The organism is Rathayibacter sp. YIM 133350 (assembly GCF_037404875.1).
Classification (GTDB): Bacteria; Actinomycetota; Actinomycetes; order Actinomycetales; family Microbacteriaceae; genus Orlajensenia.
Genome location: NZ_JBBELO010000012.1, coordinates 1 through 16662 on the forward strand (window position 1 = coordinate 1; position 16662 = coordinate 16662).

The window sequence follows — 16662 nt, forward strand, 5'->3', positions numbered from 1 at the left end:
GAACCGGCCCGCGACCGTCCGCTGAGCCTGTCGAAGCGTCGTGAGCCGAACTGTGGTCCAGGCCCTTCGACAAGCTCGGGGACCGGGCCTTCACCCCAGGGAGCGGGCTTGCGGCACCGACTCGCGCTCGTCCGCTGAGCCTGTCGAAGCGTCGCACGCCGAACTGTGGTCCCGGCCCTTCGACAAGCTCAGGGACCGGGCTTGCGGGACCGACTCGCGACCGTCCGCTGAGCCTGTCGAAGCGTCGTGAGCCGAACTGTGGTCGCGGCCCTTCGACAAGCTCAGGGACCGGACACTCAGCGGATGGACCGGGCTATCAGCTCAGGGGCCGGCGTTTGCGTTGCGTCGGACCGCGCCGCGCTCTCAGGTCGGCCAGTTCAACTGCACTGCACGCCGGCCCTTCTCGACGTCGGCGTGCGCGCCGCGGAGCGCGGCCGCGACCTCGGGATCGCTGTGCTCGAGGCGTCGCGAGCGGCGTTCCAGGTGGTTCTTGAAGTACGCCCACAGCCCCACGAGCAGGAGGAAGCCGCCGAGACCCGCCCACATCGTCCAGTCCATGACCTCACGGTACGCGCTCGCCATGAGAATCCGTACACAAATCCGCCATCTGATTAGGAAATCGTGACGTCCTGACCTAACCTCGGTTCAGCTCAGTCGACCGGGCTCGGCACGCGGAGCGATTCTCCCGTTTGTGCCATCCGGAGCCTCCGTGAACCCGACTTCCCATCCCACTCGCCGACGTGCGGGTGTAGCGCTCGCCATCGCCGCTCTCGCGGTCGCCGCGGCAGCGACGCTCTCCGGCTTCCACGTGGGTCTGCACGACATCGATCCGCCTGGGTCGAATCGGGCCAGCGAGCTCACGACGGCGCAGACCGTCGGCATCCGCACATGGCAGCCGCACGGTGGCGTTCGCATCGAACCCGATGTGACCTACGGAACCCGGGACGACGGCACGCGCCTCGACCTCGACGTGTGCTCGCCCGCCGCCGAACCGGCGAACGGGCAGGAGCGCGTCGGCGTCCTCTCGATCCACGGAGGCAGCTGGGCGCGCGGCGACAAGGCGAACGACGACTGGCGTCGGGTGTGCGAGTGGTTCGCGTCCGAGGGCTTCGTCGCGTTCTCCGTCAACTACCGCCTCGCTCCGCACAACCTCTTCCCCGCAGCGATCGACGACGTCTCGACCGCCGCAGAATGGGTGCGCGACCACGCCGCCGACTACGGGATCGATCCGGCGCACATCGGCGCCTTCGGCGGCTCGGCCGGCGGAAACCTCGCCGCCCTGCTGGGCACGCGCGGAACCGGCCCGCTCGACGAGGGCTCCCGGGTGGCGGCGGTCGCCGAACTCAGCGGACCCGTCGACCTGACGGATGCGGGCATGCGGTCGGCCGGCGCCTCACCGCTGGTTCACCAGATCGTGCAGACCTACCTCGGCTGCACCGACCTCGCCCGTTGTCCGCAGGCGAAGAATGCGTCGGCGACATCGTTCGTCGACCCGACCGACCCGCCCTTCTTCATCGGCCACTCGCAGACCGAATTCATCCCACTCGGAGAGTCCACCGAACTGCAGAAGCTGCTCCAGGCATCCGACGTCCCCGTCGAGCTCGACGTGAGCGCAGGCGCCTTCCACTCGATCGGCATTCTGGACGAGGGGATGCGGGCGAAGGTCGCCGACTTCTTCCGCCGGACGCTCGGCACGGTTCAGGAGCCGACCGAGCCGACCGTGCCGACCGAGGCTCCGTCGGAGGGCACCGTCGTCGCCGACGGTCAGCCGGCGACGCGCTGAGCATCCGCCAGCCGCCCACGCGGTAAGCGTCGGCCCGCCGGCGACCCGCTGAGCGTCCGCCCGGCACAGCTCACAGAGCCGGCTGCGCTCCGTCGGTCAGGTGGGAGCCGGTGTCGCCGCCGGTCTCCTCGCCGCCCACGAGGCGTACGCCGTTGAAGAAGACGAGCACGTCGTGCGGCGGGCTCGCCGTGATCGCGTCGATGACCTCTCGCGCCTGTCCGTCGCTGAGCGCCTTCTTGGAGACGTCTTCGCCGGCATCGAGCTTGCCGCGCCCGGCGAGATCGAGCACGCCGAGAACGACGGCCGAGATCGACGCCGCTCGCACCACCATGTCGGTGGCGGGGTCCTCGACGGCGCGGCGTTCGAGCTTCACTCCGTAGGTCGCCGCCCGCTCGACCGCTGCGTCGGTATCGACGTCGTCGTCGGCCTTGGTGGGGGTGACGATCTCGACGTCGTGACCGAGACGTGCGGCATATTCCACGGCGATGCGGGCCTCGGGACCAGCGATCTCGCCGGTCGTCGAGGCCACGACCACGGGGCCCGACGCGACGTTGCTCGACGAGAGCACGTGGATGGCGGGTGCCTCGCCGCCGGCGGTCGCCACCGCCGCCACTCCGGTCAGAGCCGACCGCATCCACTCCTGCGGCTTTTCCGGGCGCCCGGTGACGACCGTGTCGATGCCGTTGGCCGAGGCGTACTCGATGGCACCGCCGACCGTGGCCTCGGCCTCGACGTCGCGATGAGGGATGCCGAGCTCGTCCAGTGCTGCCCGCGTCGGGCTGTCGGGCGAGCTGCCGATGAGTTCGAGCTCGGAGGCATAGGCCGAGAGCCGCTTGAGGGCGTCAGTGCTGAGTGCGCCGTCGTCGAGAACGACGACCTGCTTCTGGGGTGAGGGACGGCCGGAGCCGGGAATATCGCTGGTCACATCGTCGATCGTAGGAGTGAACGCCGACACGTGCGCAGCCCTTGACAGAGGGGCGTTGTGGGCGGTCGCTTCGGGATGCCGCCCGCCGTCCCCAGCACCGTCAGCTTCCCCGGATGCGCCGCGAGAGCTCTGCCGCCGTGCGGGCCACCTGGGCGGCGAGCGCGGGCCAGGCATCCGGCGCGATCCCGTCGCGGGGGAACGTCGTCGCGATGGCGGCGGCCGGCCAGCCGGTGTGGTCGCGCACAACGACGGCGACGGAGGCGATGCCGGGCGTGACCTCGCCGTCTTCGGTCGCAAATCCGTCGACGCGGGCGCGGTCGAGGATGGGGCGCAGCTCGCCCAGTCGGTGCGGGCCACCCTCACCGGTGCCGCTGACGAACGCCTCGGCGTTCGGATACAGGGCCCGCACCTGCGCGGGAGGCAGCGCAGAGAGCAGCGCCCGACCCGATGCCGTGAGGTGCGCGGGCAGCCGCACCCCCACATCCGTCACGAGGGAGGGCCGGCGCCGCGCTCGCTCCTCGACGATGTAGAGCACGTCCCGGCCGTGCAGCACTGCGAGGTGCGCGCTCTCGCCGGTGGAGTCGACGAGCGCCGCCACGAGCGGCCGGCCGAGCAGCGAGAGCGGCTGCTGGCGCGAGTAGCCGGAACTCAGCTCGAAGGCCGCGATGCCGAGCCCGTAGCGGCGCGCCTCGGGAAGGTGAACGACGAAGCCGCGCCGCTGCAGCACCGCGAGCAACTGGTACACGCTCGAGCGGGGCAGGCCGAGGCTCGACGCGATGGTCGAGGCCGGCACTGGGCCGCGCTGGGCGGCGAGGTGCGAGAGGATGCGCAGCGTCGCATCCGCCGCCGGGATGGGCGACTTCGCCTCGGCCATGCACCCTCGCCTCCGTGGAATTGCCAGCGTCAGTCTAGGCAAGCGGGCCCGTCAGGCGCTTACGTATGCAGGACCAGCGGCACGGCGAGGCCAGGAGCGGCTCGCCGTGCCGCTCATCCTGCGAATTCGGCCGTGCGTCCGGGATGCCAGACACCGGGCGACGCGACGGCCCACCGCGGTGCGCCGCGAGGGACTGTGATGGGGGAATGAGCAGCACCATCCCCAGCGCCCCAGCGACCCACGGCAGCACCGCGGCGAATCACGGCAGCACCGCAGCCTCCGCGGACTCCGTCACCGTGGGCACCGGCCCGGTCAGCATCGCGGATGTCGTCGCCGTGGCCCGCCATGACGCCCCCGTCATCCTCGACCCGGCCGCCCTCGAGGCCGTGGCCGCGAGCCGTCGCATCGTCGACGCCCTCGCCGACGACCCTGCTCCCCACTACGGCATCTCGACGGGGTTCGGGGCACTCGCGACCACCTACATCGCCGCCGACCGGCGGGCGCAACTGCAGCGCAGCCTCGTACGCTCCCACGCCGCCGGCTCGGGCGCCGAGGTCGAGCGCGAGGTCGTTCGCGGACTGATGCTGCTGCGGCTCTCGACCCTCATGACCGCCCGCACGGGCGTGCGGGCCGAGACGGCGCAGACCTACGCCGCCCTGCTCAACGCCGGCATCACGCCCGTGGTGCGCGAGTACGGATCGCTCGGCTGCTCGGGCGACCTGGCTCCCCTCGCGCACTGCGCCCTCGTGGCCATGGGCGAGGGCGAGGTGCGGGATGCCGAGGGCCGGCTCACGGATGCGGCGAGCGCCCTGGCCGCTGCGGGCATCCGACCGCTGCAGCTCGCCGAGAAGGAGGGGCTCGCCCTCATCAACGGCACCGACGGCATGCTGGCCATGCTCACGCTGGCACTGCACGACCTCGACGGCCTGCTCCAGACGGCCGACATCGCCGCCGCGATGAGCGTGGAAGCACTGCTCGGCACCGAGGCCGTCTTCGCGCCCGAGCTGCACCGGCTGCGGCCGCACGCCGGCCAGGCCGAGTCGGCGGCCAACCTGCTCGCCCTGCTGCAGGGCTCGGGCATCGTCGCCAGCCACAAGGGCCCCGAGTGCACCCGCGTTCAGGATGCGTACTCGCTGCGCTGCGCCCCCCAGGTGCACGGCGCCGCGCGCGACACCGTCGCGCACGCGCGCGCTGTCGCCGAGGTCGAGCTCGGCAGCGCCATCGACAATCCGGTGCTCACTCCGGATGGGCGGGTCGAGTCCAACGGCAATTTCCACGGTGCCCCGCTGGGATACGTGCTCGACTTCCTGGCCATCGCCGTGGCGGATGTCGCGAGCATGTCGGAGCGCCGCATCGACCGCGCGCTCGACCCCGCCCGCAGCAACGGGCTACCGCCCTTCCTGGCGCACGAGGTCGGCGTGGACTCCGGCCTCATGATCGCCCAGTACACGGCTGCCGGCATCGTCAGCGAGCTCAAGCGGCTCGCGACGCCGGCCTCCGTGGACTCGATCCCGTCGTCGGCCATGCAGGAGGACCACGTCTCGATGGGCTGGGCCGCGGCCCGCAAGCTGCGCCGTGCCATCGATGGCCTCTCACGCGTGCTCGCGATCGAGGTGATGACGGCCTCACGCGCGCTCGATCTGCGGGCGCCGCTGGAGCCCTCCGTCGCGACCCGCGCGGTGCGCGAGGCACTGCGTGCAACGGTTACGGGGCCCGGCCCCGACCGCTTTCTGGCCCCTGAGATCGAGGCTGCCGCAGAGTCCGTGAACGCCGGTTCGGTGAACCGGGCGGCCGCATCCGTCGTGGGTGTTCTGCGCTGAATCGGCCGGCTCGGGGAGAGCCCGGAGCGACTGTGCCCCATCGGGCCGCTCCTGCCCATTGTGATGCCACCGCCGCAGTGCGAAACTGAGGGCAACTGCCCCCGAACAGGGGCGTCCATTTCGACTCGAGCGAATGGATCAGGCGAGGCGATGAAGACACCGGCGGAACGAGAAGCGGGGGCGCGACGGGTTGCCTCCCGCCGCGTTGCCGGCCTTGCCGCCCTCTCGCTCGCGACGACCATCAGCATCCTCGGGGTGCCCTCGTTGGCGTTCGCCGATCCGTGCGAGAGCGAGTCGCCGTGCACGACGTCGACTCCCGCTCCCGCTCCCGAGCAACCGACCCCGACGCCCAGCGCGCCGCCGAGCACGGATTCGCCGACCGACGAGTCGACCCCGACACCTACCCCCACACCCGAGCCGACGCCGACCCCGACCCCGACGCCCACCCCCGAGCCCACTCCCACCCCGGAACCGACGCCCACTCCGACTCCGACGCCGGAACCCACGCCCACGCCCACCCCCACACCGGAACCGACGCCCGCTCCGACGGCGCAGCCCACCTCGGGCGAGGCGCCCATGGGAGTACCGGTACGCCGCACGACCGTTCCCGTGACCTCGCAAGCGGATGCCGTGCTCGCGCAGCAGAGGGCGAAGGCGTTGGTCGAGGCCAAGGCCGAAGTGGCCACCGCACAGGCGGAGGTCGCCGCCGCGAACAAGGCGCACCGCGCTGCTGAGGCGAGCTTCGCGGCCGCCAGGGCGATCGCCTCGCAGTTGCACGATCTCGCGGACGCCGCCGACAAGCGGGCAGCGGCCTCGGCACGGGCGCTCATGCAGTTCGCCCGCACGACGGGCGGCCGCGCCGCCCCGAGCGGCCTCGACGTTCTCTTCGACAGCCGCAACAGCGACCTGCTGCGCGGGTTCAGCGCCCTGAGCCAGCTCGAGCGCATCTCCGCTGACCCCGACGGACTGGCCGACCGGGCCAAGCGCGAGGCGGTGCAAGCCCAGACGCTGCACGAGAAGGCCGAGAACGCGACCACTGCGGCGTCGTCGATACCGGTGGACGACACCGAACGCGCGGTCGCATCCGCCACCGAGAAGATGTCGAGCGCCACCGCCGAGCTGGCCTCCGTGCAGGTGGAACTGCTCGCCGTGAGCCCGGCCACCCCGATTCCGAGCGCTCCGGATGCCGGCCAGCTCAGCGACGTCGGCTGGATCGGCCCGGTGAAGGGCCACATCACCGACGGCTACGGTCCGCGGCCCTCGCAGCCCGCGGGAGCCGGTCCCTTCCACTACGGCGTCGACATCGCCGCAGCTTGCTCCACGTGGATCGTCGCAGCGACCTCGGGAACCGTGGTCGACGCCGGCTGGTTCGGATCGCTCGGCAACTGGATTCTCATCGATCACGGCCAGGGGGTCGAGACGGCCTATGCCCACCTCGCCACCGACGGAACGGCGGTGAAGGTCGGCGAACACGTCGAGGCCGGGGAACCCATCGGCCTGGTCGGCAGCACGGGCGCCTCCACCGGCTGCCATCTGCACGTCGAGGTGCGCCTGAACGGCGTGCGCACCGACCCGATGCCCTTCTTCGCCGCCCGCGGCGTGGAACTGGGCCAGTAGCGCCGCCCGACTGTCCGGCATCCCAGACAGCGGGCGGCCGAGCACGATTGTCGCCCGGGTGCCGATGCGGTGGGATCGAGCCATGACCACACCACGTACCGTGCGGGCCGATCGCGGCACGGAGATCTCGGCCAAGAGCTGGCAGACCGAGGCTGCCCTGCGCATGCTGATGAACAACCTCGATCCCGAGGTCGCCGAGCGCCCCGACGAGCTCGTGGTCTATGGCGGAACCGGTCGGGCGGCCCGCAGCTGGGAGGCGTTCGCGGCGATCGAGCACACGCTGCGCGAGCTGGAGTCCGATGAGACGCTGCTCGTGCAGTCCGGCAAGCCGGTGGGCGTCTTCCGCACGCACGAGTGGGCGCCGCGGGTACTCATCGCCAACTCGAACCTCGTGCCCGACTGGGCGAACTGGCCCGAGTTCCGCCGCCTCGAAGCGCTGGGGCTCACGATGTACGGCCAGATGACGGCCGGCTCGTGGATCTACATCGGTACGCAGGGCATCCTGCAGGGCACGTACGAGACCTTCGCCGCCGTCGCGCGTTCGCTCGCGGCCAAGCGGCAACCGCCGGCATCCGGCGCCGCGAGGGAGGCGACCCTCGCGGGCACGCTGACCCTCACCGGCGGATGCGGTGGCATGGGTGGGGCGCAAACGCTCGCCGTCACGATGAACGAGGGCGCCGTACTCGTCGTCGACGTCGATGAGACCCGCCTCGCCCGCCGCGTGGAGCACGGCTACCTCGACGAGTACACCGATGACGTTGAAGCAGCCCTTGCGCGCGTGCTCGCCGCGAAGGCCGCGCGGCGCCCGCTGTCCGTCGGACTCGTGGGCAACGCGGCGACGGTGTTCGCCGACCTGCTCGAGCGCGCAGTCGCCGTCGACATCGTGACCGACCAGACCAGCGCCCACGACCCGCTCTCCTACCTTCCCGAGGGCGTGAGCGTCGCCGAGTGGCACGAACTGGCTGCAGCCGATCCGGAGGCCTTCACCGAGCGCGCCCGCGCCTCGATGGCCAAGCAGGTGGCCGCGATGGTGGGCTTCCACGACGCCGGTGCCGAGGTGTTCGACTACGGCAATTCCATCCGTCGGGAGGCCGAGCTCGGGGGCTATGACCGGGCGTTCGCGTTCCCCGGGTTCGTTCCCGCCTACATCCGCCCCCTGTTCGCCGAGGGGATGGGTCCGTTCCGTTGGGTGGCGCTCTCGGGCGACCCGGCCGACATCGCAGCGACCGACCGCGCGATGCTCGACCTCTTCCCCGACGACGCCCACCTGCGGCGGTGGCTTCTGCAGGCGGCCGAGAAGGTGCGGTTCGAGGGATTGCCGGCCCGCATCTGCTGGCTCGGCTACAAGCAACGACACCTGGCCGGCCTGCGATTCAACGAGATGGTGGCGTCCGGCGAGCTGAAGGCGCCGATCGTCATCGGGCGCGACCACCTCGACTCCGGCTCCGTCGCCTCGCCCTACCGCGAGACCGAGGCGATGCAGGACGGTTCGGATGCGATCGCCGACTGGCCGCTGCTGAACGCGCTGCTCAACACGGCCAGCGGGGCGACGTGGGTCTCGATCCACCACGGCGGCGGCGTGGGCATCGGGCGCTCGATTCACGCCGGGCAGGTGGTTGTGGCCGATGGCACCGCCCTGGCAGCCGAGAAGATCGCGCGCGTGCTCGTGAACGACCCCGGCACCGGCGTGATGCGACACGTCGACGCGGGTTACGAGCGTGCCGCCGAGGTCGCCCGCGAACGCGGCCTGCGCGTGCCGATGTGGGAGTAGGCGTGGGCGGCCCGGGCACCACCCTTCTCACCGGCATCGGCGAACTCGTCACCAACGAGCCGGCGACGCCCGGCGCGGAGCCAGGGCCCCTCGGCATCGTGCGTGACGCGGCGGTGCTCATGCAGGAGGGCGCGATCGTCTGGGTCGGCGCCGGTTCCGATGTTCCACGGATGCTGAGCGAGGCGAATGCCTGGACAGGCTCGGGAGCTGCGGCGAGCGCAGGTGAGCCGGCGCGGGTGAACGCCGGCGGCGCGTGCGTGATTCCCGGCTTCGTCGACAGCCACAGCCACCTCGTCTTCGGCGGCGACCGCGCCGACGAGTTCGCCGCACGTATGCAAGGACGGACATACGAGGCCGGCGGCATCCGATCAACGGTCGCAGCGACCCGCGCAGCCACTGACGACGAGCTCCGGCAGCGGCTGCGCGGCTTCGTGGACGAGATGCATGCGCAGGGAACCACGACGTTCGAGATCAAGAGCGGCTACGGCCTGACGGTCGCCGACGAGGAGCGCCTCGTGCGACTCGCACGCGAGGTGACGCCCGAGGTCACCTTTCTCGGAGCCCATGTCGTGCCCGATGAGTACCGCGACCAGCCGGAGCGCTACGTCGACGAGGTCGTCGGCCCCATGCTCGCCGCCTGCGCTGACCACGCCCGCTGGATCGACGCCTTCTGCGAGCGCGGCGCCTTCACGCTGGAGCAGTCGCGGCGGGTGCTCCAGGCCGGCATGGTCGCAGGGCTGCGTCCGCGACTGCACGCCGCGCAGCTCGGCCCCAGTGCGGCCGTGCGGATGGCCGTGGAACTCGGCGCGGCATCCGTCGACCACTGCACCTACCTCGACGAAGCCGACGTTGCGGCACTGGCCGGCTCGAGCACGGTCGCCACGCTGCTGCCCGGCGTCGAGTTCTCGACCCGGCAGCCCTACCCGGATGCGCGCCGGCTGCTCGACGCAGGCGTCACCGTGGCGCTCGCGAGCGACTGCAACCCCGGTTCGAGCTTCACCAGCTCGTTGCCCTTCTGCATCGCCGTGGCCGTGCGCGAGATGGGGATGACACCCGGCGAAGCGTTGTGGGCGGCGACGGCCGGCGGCGCCCGTGCGCTGCAGCGCTCCGATGTCGGCCGGATCGCGCCGGGATGCCGCGCCGATCTCGTGCTGCTCGGCGCGCCGAGCCACGTGCACCTCGCCTATCGGCCGGGAGTGCCGCTCGTCGACCGGGTCTGGCTGGCGGGCGTGCCGTTCGACGACGGCGCGGCGCGAGCAGGCGCGCTCAGACGGCGACCGAGATGATCTTGAAGTAGGCGCCCGTGGCGTCGGTGAGTGCGGCCATGCGGCCGTAGCGCGAATCGACGGGCGCCTCCACGATGGTGCCGCCGAGTTCGAGCGCACGACCGACCTCCCGGTCGGTGTCCGGCACGCCGAAGTAGACCTGCCAGTTCGAGGGAACACCCTCGGCGAGCGAGAACGATGCGTCGAAGATGCCCGCGAGCTCCTGCTCGCCCGCCGCGAGCACGGAATAGCGGAACGACTCGTCGTTGCCGAGGCGTTGGGTCTTCCAGCCGAACGCGCTCGCGTAGAAGTCGACCGCAGCGGGGTAGTTGCGGGTATGCAGCTCGTGCCAGACGGCGGTGCCGACGGTTCCGTGCACCTCGAAGCCGTTGTGCTGGTCGGGCTGCCAGATGCCGATGACGGCCCCGGTGGGATCGACCGCGTAGCCCATCGTTCCCATGCCGGGCACCTCCATGGGCTCGAACATGTTGGCGCCGCCGGCCTCGCCGATGCGCGCGGCGGTCGCCCGGGCATCCGCCGAGTAGAGGTAGGTCGCCCAGGTGTCGGGGCCCTCGTTGCCCTCCATCTTGGCGCCGAGACCCGCGACCGATTCACCGTCGTGCGTGAACATGACGTAGCCGCCGAACTCCTCGCCGCTGATCGTGGCCTCCCAGCCCAAGAGCTCCCGATAGAAGTCGACGGAGCGGTCGACGTCGGAACTGGACAGGTCGATCCAGCAGGGGGCTCCCTGCACCTGGGTGAACGCGGTCATCGATGGCCCTTCCTCGCGGCAGACGTACGGGGGCGACGATACGCCGCAGCACCCCAGCCCGAAACCCCTCGACGCGCGATACGGCACACGGATGCTGCGATCGCAGGCCCAGCTCAGCGCAGCGCGAAGCCGGCCGTCGCCTCGAGCACGCAGAGTGCCGCCAGTCGCACCGTCCTGCCGTCGGGAGCATCGGCTCCCGCGTCGACCTCCGCGATGTCCATCGAACGCACCCGCGGGTCGGATGCCGCCAGCCGCGCCGCCGCTCTCAGCTCCCACGCCGCGATGCCGCCGGGTACCGAGGCAGGGCATGCGGGAACCACCGAACGGTCGCAGACGTCGAGATCGAGGTCGACGTGGATCGGGCCGCCGCCGGCACCGGCGATGTGCAGCGCCTCGGCCATCACGTCGTGGAGAGGCCGCCGATGCAGCTCGTCACGGTGGATGATCGTGATGCCGGCATCCAGCGCGCGGCGCTCGTAGGCCCGCGAGTTGGCGAAGTCGGCGATGCCCACCTGCACGATGCGGCGCCCATCGAAACCCGCGTCGAGCAACTGGCGCACCGGTGACCCGTTCGACTCGCCGTCGCGCAGGTCGTGGTGCGCGTCGAGGGTGATGAGCCCGGCGGTGGGCAGCTGAGCGCCCCACGCTCCGAGCGCAACCGGGAAGGTGAGGGCGTTGTCCCCACCGAGCGCGACGAGCAGCCGAACGTGCTCCAGGGCATCCGCCACGGCGGCGATGACGCGAGCGGCGCCATCGGCACCGTCGGGCTCGTGCACGTCGCCGAAGTCGAGCTGGGAGCGCCGGTCGAGGTCGAGTTCATCGGGGTCGATCGGATGCCGCACCGACCGGTCCATCGCGAGCGTGGGGCTGTACCGGCGAAGCGCCGCCCGCACGGCCGCGGGAGTGACATCCGCACTGGTCGGCGAGAGCGAGGTCGCGTGGGTGGGAACGCCGAGGATGCCCACGTCGGCCCAGGCATCCGCAGCCGACCGGCCGACCCACTCGGAAGCAGCCGGCCACCCGCCCGCGCGGGGCCAGAGGGGGTCGTGGGGCAGGGCACTCTCGCTCACGGATGCGACGCTACCGGCCGGGCGCCCGCCTCGCGAGAGGCGGCCGGTGACGAAATGCAGGATGCGGCGACCGGCGGGCCGCCTCCAGGCTCGCCGTGCCGCTGGTCCTGCATCCGGCCCGGTGTCGAAATGCAGGATGCAGCGACCGGCGGGCCCCCTCCAGGCTCGCCGTGCCGCTCGTCCTGCATCCGGACGTCGGCTGGGGCGAGGCCTACCCCTTCTCCGCCCCTTCGGAGGTGGACATGATGCGGCGCTGGAAGACGAAGAACAGCACGGCCACCGGGATCGACATGAGCACTGCTGCCCCGAGCTGCAAGGGGTACTGGTTGCCCTTGCCCAGCTGGCCCGAGGTCAGGGTGGCGACGCCCGTGGTGAGCGTGTTCAGTGATTCGCTCTGCCTCGAGATGATGAAGTGCGCGAACTCGTTCCACGATCCCTGGAAGCTGAGGATGAACAGCGTGATGAGGGCGGGCCGCGCCATCGGCAGCACGATCGTCCAGAAGGTGCGGAAGATGCCGGCTCCGTCGATGCGAGCGGCTTCCTCGACGCTCGCGGGAATCGAGTCGAAGAACTGCTTCATGATGAAGATGCCCGCGGCGTCGATGAGGATCGGGATGATCATGCCGGCGTAGCTGTCGTAGAGGCCGAGCTGCTTGAGCACGAGGAAGCGCGGGATGAGCAGTACGACGTTCGGCACCGCCATGATCGCGATGAGCAGGGCGAAGACCGCCGAACGACCGCGGAAGCGCAGGCGCGACAGTGCGTAGCCCGCGAGCGAGTCGAAGAACACCCGTCCGGCGGTGACGCAGATCGTGACGAATGCGGAGTTGAAAGCCCACAGCGGAAGCGGAACGTCGGTGAACAGGCGGCCGTACGCCGCGAACGACCAGGTCTGCGGCAGCAGCGACAGCGGGTTCTGCGTGGCGTCGGCATCCGTCTTGAAGCTGCCGGCCACCGAGATGAGGAACGGGTAGATGTAGACCAGCGCGAGCAGCACGAGCAGCAGGTAGCTGAGCGCGATGCCCGAGAGCAGCCGCGGCGACAGGTGCCGCTTGCGCTGGCGCACGACCCGTTCGGGCGGCGGCGCGCCCTGCGACGTGGTGACCGGCTGGGATGCGGTGGCCGTCATCGTGTCACCGCCCGTCCGGCTGCAGCGAGCTGCGCCTCGGCGGGGCTCTTCGTGGGGCCGGCATCGCCGGGTGGCGCCCCGGCGGCTCCCCCGCGCCTGCGCCGCCGCGGCAGCACGTCCCGATCCCGCAAGACCCAGCGCTGCAGCAGCGTGAAGAACACGATGATGCCGAACAGGATGAACGAGATCGCGGCCCCGCGGCCCCACTTCAGGTCTTCGAACGAGGTCTGGTAGGCGAGGTAGGCCGGCGTCAGCAGGGTCTTGCCCGGTGCGCCGCCGCCGGTGAGGTAGATCTGGTCGAACACCTGCCAGGAGCCGATGAGACCGAGCGTGAGCACGGTGAACAGCGTCGGCTTGAGCAGGGGGAGCGTGATGGAGAAGAAGGTACGGATGCCGCCGGCTCCGTCCACGGTGGCGGCCTCCTCGATCTCGGTGCCGATGTTCTGCAGCGCGGCCAGGAAGAGCAGCATGAACGTTCCCGACGTTGTGAAGATCGCCATGATGATCAGCACGCACATGGCCACGGATGGCCCGCTCAGCCAGTCCCACCAGGTGACGCCGAGCGGTCCGGTTCCGGCGAGCGCCTGCGGCGATCCGGAGATCCCCAAGAGTCCGAGGAAGAGGTGCAGTACCCCTCTCGGATCCGAGAACCAGTTGGGTCCGTTGACGCCGAACCAGGCGAGCACCGAGTTGACGGCACCGGATGCGGTGAACAGGAACAGGAAGATCGTCGTGATCGCGATGGAGCTCGTGACCGACGGGAAGTAGAACGAGGTGCGGAAGAAGCCCTTGCCGCGCAGCATGCGGCGGTTCACCTGAACGGCGAGAAGCAGCGCGAGCGCCGTCTGCAGCGGAACGACGAGCAGCACGTAGTAGAGGTTGTTGCGGATTGCCGTGCCGAAGTCGCGTTGCGCGAGACCGGAATCCACGAGCACCTTCGCGTAGTTCTCGCCGCCGACGAAGTCGGAGTTGCCGAGCGGGGAGCCCAGGCCGTTCCAGTCGCCGAAGCTCACGAACAGGGCCAGCAGGATCGGCAGCACGAGGAAGACGCCGATGATGATGATGGCCGGCGTCACGAACAACCAGCCGTACCGGGCCTCTGGACCGCGGATGCTGCGCGCCATCGCGCTTCCTTCCTCGAGGGATGCCGGCGCGAGAAGCCCGCGCCGGCATCCGTTCGACTACTTGTCGTTCGCCTCGTCGAGCGCCGACTGCAGCTCGGTCTGGAAGGACTTCAGCATCGCCTCCGGGTCGGCGCCCGTGGCCAGGCCCTCCAGTTGCGAGTTGAAGTCGGTGATGACCGCCGCGGCGCCGTTGAAGTTGACCGGCGAGACCGCGTAGTCGGCCGAAGCCACGAACGACGCGTTCTCGGGGTACTTGTCGGCGTAGGTCTTCGCGGCCGCCGTCGTCGACGGGATGACGCCGAAGGCATCGGCGAAGGCCATCTGCTGGTCGTCGCTCGTCAGGTACTCCACGAGCGACTCAGCCTTGTCGGCCGTGTCGGACCCCTTCGGGATGCCCCAGCAGTTCGTGAACGAGAACGTCGACGGGCCACCGGGACCGGCGGGCAGCTCGTATGCGGCGTACTTCGTGTCGGGGTAGTCGCCCTGGATGCCCTTGATCCACGGACCCTCGATGACCATGGCCGCCTTGCCTGCGCCGAGCGCCTCACCCGACCAGCCGGCGTCGAGCTCCGACGGGAACTTCAGCACGCCCTCGTCGTGCAGCTTCTTCACGTAGTTCAGCCCGGCGAGATTCTCCTTCGAGTCGGCGGTGACCTTGTCGCCGTCGACGAGTTCGCCGCCCGCCTGGTTCATGAAGACGCCGACGCGGGCGTACTCCAGGCCGAACGAGAGGCCGGCGACGCCGTTCGCGGTCAGCTTGGTCGCAGCGGCCTCGAGGCTGTCCCAGTCCTTCGGCACATCGGCATCCGTCAGCCCGGCGGCTTGCCAGAGACCGGTGTTGATGATGAGGCCGAGCGTGGAGAAGTCCTTCGGAGCGCACGTGAAGGTGTCGTCATAGGTGAAGGTCTTCTTCAGCGTGTCGATGAAGTCGCCCTTGTTCGACAGGTCGTCGGCGTAGGGCTCGAGGTAGCCGTTGGAGGCGTAGGTCGCGAACTGGTCCCACGCCATGTAGAACAGGTCGGGCGCGTCATCGCCCGCGAATCCCTGGCTCAACTGCTGGTTCAGGTCGCTCGCGGCCACGACGTTCACGGTGGCGTCGTTCTTCTTGCCCCAGGCTGCCGCGGCATCCTTGACGGCCTTCGTCTCGGCGTCGCCGCTGGAACCGATGAGCATGGTGAGCTTGTCGCCTCCCGAGCCGGAGTCGCCTCCTCCGGAGGGCGAGCAGCCCGCCAGCGCCGCGACGGCGACGACGGCGACGCCCGCGAGCGCCATTCTGGTGGTCTTCATGGTCTTTCCTTTCGATCGTGATCGCCGGCTGCTGTGCCTGCGGCCTCTTCCTCGACGGGCGCCAGGTGACTCGACCGGCGAACGACAAGACGTGGGGTGATGAGCTGGTGCCGGTTGGCGGCATCCCTCTCCGCGGCGGCGAGAACCCGCCGCCCGTCACCGAGCAGGATGCGCAGGGTCGCCTCGGCGACGAGGTCGAGGCGCTGGTCGACGCTGGAGAGTCCGACCGCCTTCGCGACGGCGCTGTTGTCGAATCCGACGACAGGGAAGTGCGGCAGGCCGGCCTCGCGCACCGCCATCATGGCGCCGAGCGCCAGAGAGTCGCTCACGCACACGAAGGCCTCGACGTCGGTCTTTTCGGCGAGCAGCCGCTCGACGAGCTGGCGCGCGCTCGGCACCCGCTCGTCGGTTCGCCAGTTGAGAGCGGCCACCTCGTCGGCGCTGACGCCCGCGCGCTCGAGCATCATCCGCTCCCAGCCGTCGCGACGCTCCTTGCCGATGCCCCAGTCGTCTGGCCAGCCGAGGTAGCCGATGCGCTTCAGGCCCCGACCGAGCAGGTGGCGCGTCGCCTCCGCGGTACCGGCGAAGCCGTCGACGTCGACCCAGGCCATGTCGGGGTCGTCGAAGTCGGAGCCCCATGGCCTGCCGAAGGTGACGAAGGGCAGGTCGTTCTCGATCAGCCAGTCGATCCGCTCATCGCGGAACGAGGTGGCCGTCAGGATGACCGCGTCGACGTCGGCGCCGTCCCTGAGGGTTCGGAACTGCTCGATCTCGCCGCGGTGGTCGGGGGCGGTGAAGAGCATCATCCGCAGTCCGCGCTCGGCGGCCTGCTCGGTGAGACTGTGCAGGTAGCGATCCAGCACGGCACCCGAGATGCCGTTCGTCTCGGGATCAAGACGGATGCCGATCGTGGAACTCGTGCGGGTACGCAGGCGTCGCGCAGAGGCGTGTGGACGATAGCCGAGGCGGCCGATGGCGTCGTGCACCCGCTCGCGCGTCTCGGCGAGCACGATCTCGGGGGAGTTCAGCACGTTCGAGACCGTCTGGCGTGAGACGCCGGCGAGCCGCGCGACGTCGGCCACGGTGGGCAGCTGCGCCATGCGTCCTCCTTCGACTGCGGTGTCGGCCAGTACGGCGTTGGGGTTGAACGATCCAACCGTGACTGGGGTCTTCCCATTTGATCGATCAAATCCGTGGTGTTATGTTACCCCTGAACGGGGGCGTG

The 16662-nt window shown here is 70.4% G+C and carries 14 protein-coding genes; 5 read left to right on the plus strand and 9 right to left on the minus strand.

Annotated features, from left to right (window positions below):
* Positions 1 to 363: 363 nt before the first annotated feature.
* A complete protein-coding gene (locus WDJ51_RS02665; RefSeq protein ID WP_337850884.1) occupies positions 364 to 582 on the minus strand; it encodes a hypothetical protein in 219 nt (72 codons plus the stop codon).
* A gap of 127 nt (positions 583 to 709) precedes the next feature.
* Between WDJ51_RS02665 and WDJ51_RS02670 the strand changes: the two genes are divergently transcribed.
* Positions 710 to 1783: an alpha/beta hydrolase gene (locus tag WDJ51_RS02670; protein WP_337850885.1), complete on the plus strand. Its 1074-nt coding sequence runs from the start codon at positions 710 to 712 to the stop codon at positions 1781 to 1783.
* Positions 1784 to 1853: 70 nt separating this feature from the next.
* Here the strand turns inward: WDJ51_RS02670 and WDJ51_RS02675 are convergent, their stop codons facing one another.
* Both WDJ51_RS02675 and WDJ51_RS02680 read right to left on the minus strand, forming a co-directional pair.
* On the minus strand, positions 1854 to 2708 hold the full coding sequence (locus tag WDJ51_RS02675; RefSeq protein ID WP_337850886.1) for a hypothetical protein: 855 nt from the start codon (positions 2706 to 2708) through the stop codon (positions 1854 to 1856).
* A 100-nt stretch (positions 2709 to 2808) separates the two neighbouring features.
* Entirely contained in the window at positions 2809 to 3582 is a 774-nt protein-coding gene (locus WDJ51_RS02680) for an IclR family transcriptional regulator (RefSeq protein ID WP_337850887.1), read from the minus strand.
* A gap of 206 nt (positions 3583 to 3788) precedes the next feature.
* Between WDJ51_RS02680 and hutH the strand changes: the two genes are divergently transcribed.
* The 4 genes from hutH to hutI all read left to right on the plus strand — a co-directional run bounded on the left by hutH (position 3789) and on the right by hutI (position 10076).
* The gene (hutH, locus tag WDJ51_RS02685) at positions 3789 to 5402 is read left to right on the plus strand and encodes a histidine ammonia-lyase (protein ID WP_337850888.1); all 1614 of its coding nucleotides are present in this window, start codon (positions 3789 to 3791) and stop codon (positions 5400 to 5402) included.
* Between the two features lie 150 nt (positions 5403 to 5552).
* Positions 5553 to 7019, plus strand: a complete 1467-nt coding sequence (locus WDJ51_RS02690; RefSeq protein WP_337850889.1) for a M23 family metallopeptidase — start codon at positions 5553 to 5555, stop codon at positions 7017 to 7019.
* Positions 7020 to 7101: 82 nt separating this feature from the next.
* On the plus strand, positions 7102 to 8790 hold the full coding sequence (locus WDJ51_RS02695) for a urocanate hydratase (RefSeq protein ID WP_337850890.1): 1689 nt from the start codon (positions 7102 to 7104) through the stop codon (positions 8788 to 8790).
* A gap of 2 nt (positions 8791 to 8792) precedes the next feature.
* Complete coding sequence (hutI, locus tag WDJ51_RS02700; RefSeq protein WP_337850891.1) at positions 8793 to 10076, plus strand: imidazolonepropionase; 1284 nt, start codon at positions 8793 to 8795, stop codon at positions 10074 to 10076.
* Here hutI and WDJ51_RS02705 read toward each other — a convergent pair.
* The 6 genes from WDJ51_RS02705 to WDJ51_RS02730 form a co-directional block, all read right to left on the minus strand.
* A complete protein-coding gene (locus tag WDJ51_RS02705; protein ID WP_337850892.1) occupies positions 10057 to 10827 on the minus strand; it encodes a VOC family protein in 771 nt (256 codons plus the stop codon). The genes hutI and WDJ51_RS02705 overlap by 20 nt on opposite strands.
* Before the next feature lie 113 nt (positions 10828 to 10940).
* A complete protein-coding gene (locus WDJ51_RS02710; protein WP_337850893.1) occupies positions 10941 to 11897 on the minus strand; it encodes an arginase family protein in 957 nt (318 codons plus the stop codon).
* Positions 11898 to 12108: 211 nt separating this feature from the next.
* A complete protein-coding gene (locus tag WDJ51_RS02715; RefSeq protein WP_337850894.1) occupies positions 12109 to 13026 on the minus strand; it encodes a carbohydrate ABC transporter permease in 918 nt (305 codons plus the stop codon).
* Entirely contained in the window at positions 13023 to 14150 is a 1128-nt protein-coding gene (locus WDJ51_RS02720; RefSeq protein WP_337850895.1) for a carbohydrate ABC transporter permease, read from the minus strand. Before WDJ51_RS02720 ends, WDJ51_RS02715 begins: the two co-directional genes overlap by 4 nt.
* A 57-nt stretch (positions 14151 to 14207) precedes the next feature.
* Positions 14208 to 15437 carry a sugar ABC transporter substrate-binding protein gene (locus WDJ51_RS02725; protein ID WP_337850896.1) on the minus strand — a complete coding sequence of 410 codons (1230 nt, stop codon included), beginning with the start codon at positions 15435 to 15437 and terminating at the stop codon, positions 14208 to 14210.
* On the minus strand, positions 15434 to 16537 hold the full coding sequence (locus WDJ51_RS02730; protein ID WP_337850897.1) for a LacI family DNA-binding transcriptional regulator: 1104 nt from the start codon (positions 16535 to 16537) through the stop codon (positions 15434 to 15436). The genes WDJ51_RS02725 and WDJ51_RS02730 overlap by 4 nt, the downstream gene beginning before the upstream one ends.
* Positions 16538 to 16662 lie beyond the last annotated feature (125 nt).